This is a genomic window from Pseudomonas sp. PA-4-8C (assembly GCF_021606625.1).
Taxonomy (GTDB): domain Bacteria; phylum Pseudomonadota; class Gammaproteobacteria; order Pseudomonadales; family Pseudomonadaceae; genus Aquipseudomonas; species Aquipseudomonas lactis.
The window spans coordinates 1-5034 of record NZ_WKCD01000349.1 but is presented as its reverse complement, the minus strand read 5'-3'; the positions used below and the strand labels follow the sequence as shown (position 1 = coordinate 5034).

General features: G+C 61.0%; 4 protein-coding genes. All 4 read left to right on the top strand.

Features of this window, described 5'->3' with window-relative positions:
- Window positions 1-767: bestrophin family protein (locus GIW04_RS27730; RefSeq protein WP_236479411.1), on the top strand; the 767-nt coding region annotated here is incomplete at its 5' end.
- Window positions 768-837: 70 nt separating this feature from the next.
- Window positions 838-1896, top strand: a complete 1059-nt coding sequence (locus GIW04_RS27725; protein WP_003191245.1) for a tetratricopeptide repeat protein — start codon at window positions 838-840, stop codon at window positions 1894-1896.
- Between the two features lie 156 nt (window positions 1897-2052).
- On the top strand, window positions 2053-3552 hold the full coding sequence (locus tag GIW04_RS27720; protein ID WP_120248058.1) for an ATPase domain-containing protein: 1500 nt from the start codon (window positions 2053-2055) through the stop codon (window positions 3550-3552).
- Window positions 3552-5034 (top strand): ATP-binding protein (locus tag GIW04_RS27715; protein WP_236479410.1); only part of this gene is annotated, 1483 nt, incomplete at its 3' end. The genes GIW04_RS27720 and GIW04_RS27715, both read left to right, overlap by 1 nt.

Genomic DNA, 5034 nt, shown 5'->3' with positions numbered 1-5034 from the left:
CCCTGCACCCCGCCTATTTTTCCAAGGTCAACGCTACGCCCTTCACCTTGTTGGGCCTGTCACTGTCGATCTTCATGAGTTTTCGCAACAACGCCTGCTACGACCGTTGGTGGGAGGGCCGCAAGCAACTGGGGCAAATGGTCATTGACGTGCGCTCGCTGATTCGCGAGACCCAGGTGCTGGGGGACACCGCCGAGCGTGCTGGCCTGCTGCGCGGCCTGTGCGGTTTTGCCCATGGCTTGGTCGCGCATTTGCGCCATGAAGATCAAGCCCGGGCGATACACCCTTGGATCAGCATGCCAGTGGGCCACCCCAACTTGCCGGACAGCGTGCTGCAAACGGTCGGTGCGCGCTTTTCGGTCCTGGCACAACAGGGCGTGATCAGCGAATGGCGCTACACCCAACTGGAAGCCCGGCTAGTCAGCTTGAGCCAGGTGCAGGCGGCATGCGAGCGTATCAAGACCACGCCACTGCCCTTTCCCTACACCCTGCTGTTGCACCGCACCATTTACCTGTTCTGCATCTTGCTGCCATTCGCCATGGCCGAGCCACTTGGCTGGTTGACGCCAGTGTTCACCGCGATTGTCAGCTACACCTTCTTTGGCCTGGATGCGATTGGCGACGAATTGGAAGACCCCTTCGGCTTCGACGAAAACGACTTGCCGTGTGACGCTATCCTGCGGACATTGGAGCGCGAGATCCTCGCCGCCCTTGGTGAAGTCAACCTGCCGCCAGCGTTGGAGCCAGCGGACTACGTGCTGACCTGACGCGGGTTTGACACTCGCCTCGCACTGACCGAAGCTTGGAACTTTGCTGCCCAAGCTTTCGGACGCCTGCATGTCAAAGTCACGCCGTTACTCCATCATCGGCCTGTGCGCCCTGTTGTTGATCGTACTGATCACCTGGTTTTTCTCCCGCACCCCTGCAGTGGCCGTACCCCCAGCCATCGCCCATGGCTATTCCAAGGCCTTGAAGCAGGCGCATAACGGCGAGCCCGGCGCCGCACGTGTGTTGTACCAACAGTTGGGCCGGCCGGACCTGTCGCCCGAGCGCCGCGCCGCCTTGCATGCTGAGCTGCCCAATTACCCCAGCCCCCAGGCGCTGAAGCTGGCCGATAAAGACCTCGCCAATGAGTCGGCGCTGGTGCGCGAAGCCGCTATTCACAGCATCGTCGGCCTGGTGCCCACTGGCCAGCGCACCTTACTGCTCGGCCCGGTGCTGGACGATCCGGAACAATCGGTGCGCTTTGCCGCCGCCAACGCCTTGCTGGGCCTGTCGCCCGATACACTGGGTTTGTACTTTGGCCCACTGCAGCAGGTGCTCGATGAATTCGTGACAACGCTCAAGGCCCAGCCCGAAACCGCTGAAGGCTGGATTCAATTGGCGCGCCTGTACATCCACAGCGCCCTGCTGCCGGAGGCGCAAAACGCCCTGGAGCAGGCAATGCGCTTGCAGCCGGACAACCTGCAAGCGGTGGTATCGCAAATCGAACTGCTGGACAAGCAAGGCAAGACCGACGAGTCGCGCCAACTGCTGGCCCGGCAACTGGCGGCGCATCCGGAGTCGGCCTACCTGCAACATGCCTTGGGCATGTGGCTGTTGCACCATGGCGAGCGCCCCTACGCCCTGCTCGGCCTGTCCAAGGCGGTGGAGCTTGCGCCAGACAACCCGGATTATCGCTATGACCTGGCCACCACCCTGCACGCCCAGGACGAAGTAGAGGCGGCCCAGCGCCAGCTGGAAGAAATCGTCCAGCGGCATCCCGCCAATCGCAAAGCCCGCGTGTTGCTGGTCAATTACTGGAAAGAGACCGGGCAGTTGCAGAACGTTCAGGTGCTGCTCGCCCAACTTGAGCAACAGAACCCGGATGATCCGGCGCTACAACAGGGCCTCTGATAGGCGATCAGCTCAGCACCGCAAAAACGTGTAAAGCGACCTCTCTTCGTACAATTCATCCAAAACGTTGAACCGCTAGTGGCCACTACGGTCAAGTGAATATGGCGCGTCCCAGTCGGCGTGCCCCTCTACTTGTACGTGACCTGAGGGCACTTCTTGAGTACATCCAAACAGCTGTTGAGTGAAAAGGCGGCCACCGGCGTCGAAGGTCTTGATGACATTCTTGCCGGGGGGCTATCGCGAAGCCACGTGTTTTTGCTCGAAGGCGAACCCGGCACCGGTAAAACCACCGTGGCCCTGCATTTTCTGCGGGCCGGTGCGCAGAACGGCGAACGTTGCTTATATATCACCCTGTCCGAAACCGAGCACGAACTGCGCCAGGGTGCCAAATCCCACGGCTGGGACTTGGATGAGCATATTCATATCTTCGAGCTGACCCCACCGGAAAGCCTGCTCAACGCCGATCACCAGCAAAGCCTGCTGTACTCCTCCGACCTGGAGCTGGGTGAAGCCACCCGCCAGATCTTTGAAGTGGTAGAGCGGGTCAAGCCGACCCGCGTGGTGGTCGACAGCCTGTCTGAGATCCGCCTTCTGGCGCAAAGCTCGTTGCGCTATCGCCGGCAAATCCTGGCGATCAAGCACTACTTCGTGCGTTATGACGCCACCGTGTTACTGCTGGATGACTTGACCACCGAATCCCTGGATAAGACCGTGCACAGCGTTGCGCACGGGGTGATTCGCCTGGAGGAGCTGACGCCCAACTATGGCGCCGAGCGTCGGCGTATCCGTGTGGTCAAGTACCGGGGCCAGAAATACCGTGGCGGCTTCCACGACTTCACCATCATGGGCGACGGCATTCACGTATTCCCGCGCCTGGTGGCGGCCGAACATCGCGGCGGTTACAACCGTCAAACCTTGAGCAGCGGTATCGAGGAGTTGGATTCTCTGCTCGGCGGGGGGATCGAGACCGGCTCCAGCAGCCTGATTCTCGGCCCGGCCGGTACCGGCAAGTCTTTGATCTCGATGGTCTTCGCTGCCGCCGCCGTGGCCCGTGGCGAAAAGGCTGCGCTGTTCATCTTCGATGAAGAGCTGGGCCTGCTGTTCGAGCGCATGAAGAACATGGGCATCGACCTCGCCGCCTTACGGGACACCGGAAACCTGCTGATCGAACAGGTCGACGCGGCCGAACTCTCCCCCGGCGAATTTTCCCACCGGGTTCGCCGCTGCGTGGATGAGCGCGGTATCAAGACCGTGGTCATCGACAGTATCAACGGCTACCAGGCGGCCATGCCCGAAGAAAACGCGCTGATCCTGCATATGCATGAACTGCTGCTATACCTTAACCGCCGTGGTGCCGCGACCTTTATGACGGTGGCCCAGCACGGCCTGGTCGGCGATATGCAGACGCCAGTCGACATCACCTACCTGGCTGACACCGTGATCCTGCTGCGTTATTTCGAGGCTCTGGGCAAAGTTCGCCGGGCCATTTCGATCATCAAGAAAAGAACCGGCTCCCATGAGTCCACCATTCGCGAATACCGCATCGGCAGCCGCGGCATGACGGTGGGTGTGCCTCTGGATAACTTCCAGGGTGTGCTGCGCGGCATTCCGACCTATATGGGCGCCGGTTCCCCCCTGCTCAAGGATGAGGGCTAGTGCCGGCCCTTTCTCCCGTCTCCGAGCGCGCCATCGTGCTGGCGCCCATGGGCCGCGATGGCTCATTGGCGTTGATGATGCTTAATGAAGCCGGCTATAGCGGGATCGTCGCCAATAGCCTGACCGCGCTGTGCGAAGAGCTGACGCAAGGCGCCGGCCTGCTCATCATTGCCGCTGAGGCCCTGCGTGGCGTCGACCTTGAGCCGTTACTTGAGCTGTTGCATCAGCAGCCGGCCTGGTCCGACCTGCCGATCGTGCTGATGACCCAGCATGGCGGCAAAGAGCAGAACGGCTCGACCCGCCTGAGCGGCTTGCTGGGTAACGTCACGTTTCTGGAGCGGCCATTCCATCCCATCACCCTGATCAGCCTGGTCAGCGCCGCCCTGCGCGGTCGGCGGCGCCAATACGAGGCGCGGGACCGGTTGATTGACTTGAGCGAGAGTGAGCTGCGGCTGCAGCGCACCCTGGAAACCCTCGAGCAGCAAGTGGAAGAACGCACCGCCCAATTGCGTCACAACGAAGAAGCCCTGCGCCAGTCGCAAAAAATGGAAGCCGTCGGCCAGTTGACCGGCGGTATCGCCCATGACTTCAACAATATGCTTACCGGCATTATCGGCAGCCTGGAACTGCTGCGCCGACGTGTGGCGCGAGGCAAACTGGATGACCTGGACGGCCTGATCGACCTGGGCGTGACCTCCGCCAACCGCGCGGCCAGCCTCACCCACCGACTGTTGGCGTTCTCCCGTCGACAATCGCTGGACTCCAAACCCGTGCAGATCAACCAGTTGGTCACGGCCATGGGCGAATTGTTGCAACGCAGCATCAACGAAAGCATCAGCTTGGACATGCGCTTGAGCGACGCTTTATGGACGGCCGAAGCCGACCCCAACCAGCTCGAAAGCGCCCTGCTCAACCTGGTGATCAACGCGCGCGATGCCATGCCCACCGGTGGCACGCTCAGAGTGGAAACCACCAACCGCCACCTCGACAGCGTCTTCACCGCCGCCTACGGCACCCTGATACCGGGTGATTACGTAGAGCTGAGTGTCAGTGACAACGGTTGCGGCATTCCCCAACACCTGATGGGCCGCGTATTCGATCCGTTTTTCACCACCAAACCCATCGGGCAGGGCACAGGGCTGGGGCTGTCAATGATCTACGGCTTCGCTCGCCAGTCTCGTGGGCATGTGACGATTCACAGTGAAGTCAACAAAGGCACCACGGTCAGCCTGTTCCTGCCACGTTTTATCGGCGAGCCCCAAACCCAGGCGCCGCTCAACCCCACATTGCTGCCGTTTGCCAATGCAGGAGAAACGGTGTTGATCGTCGAGGATGACCCTGCGGTAAGGGTGCTGGTCAGCGCCGTGCTCAAAGAGCTGGGGTATGGGTTTATCGAGGCTGGGGATGCGAACACGGCGGTGCCAATCATTGAGTCCGAACAGCGTATTGACTTGATGATCAGCGATGTGGGCTTACCGGGTA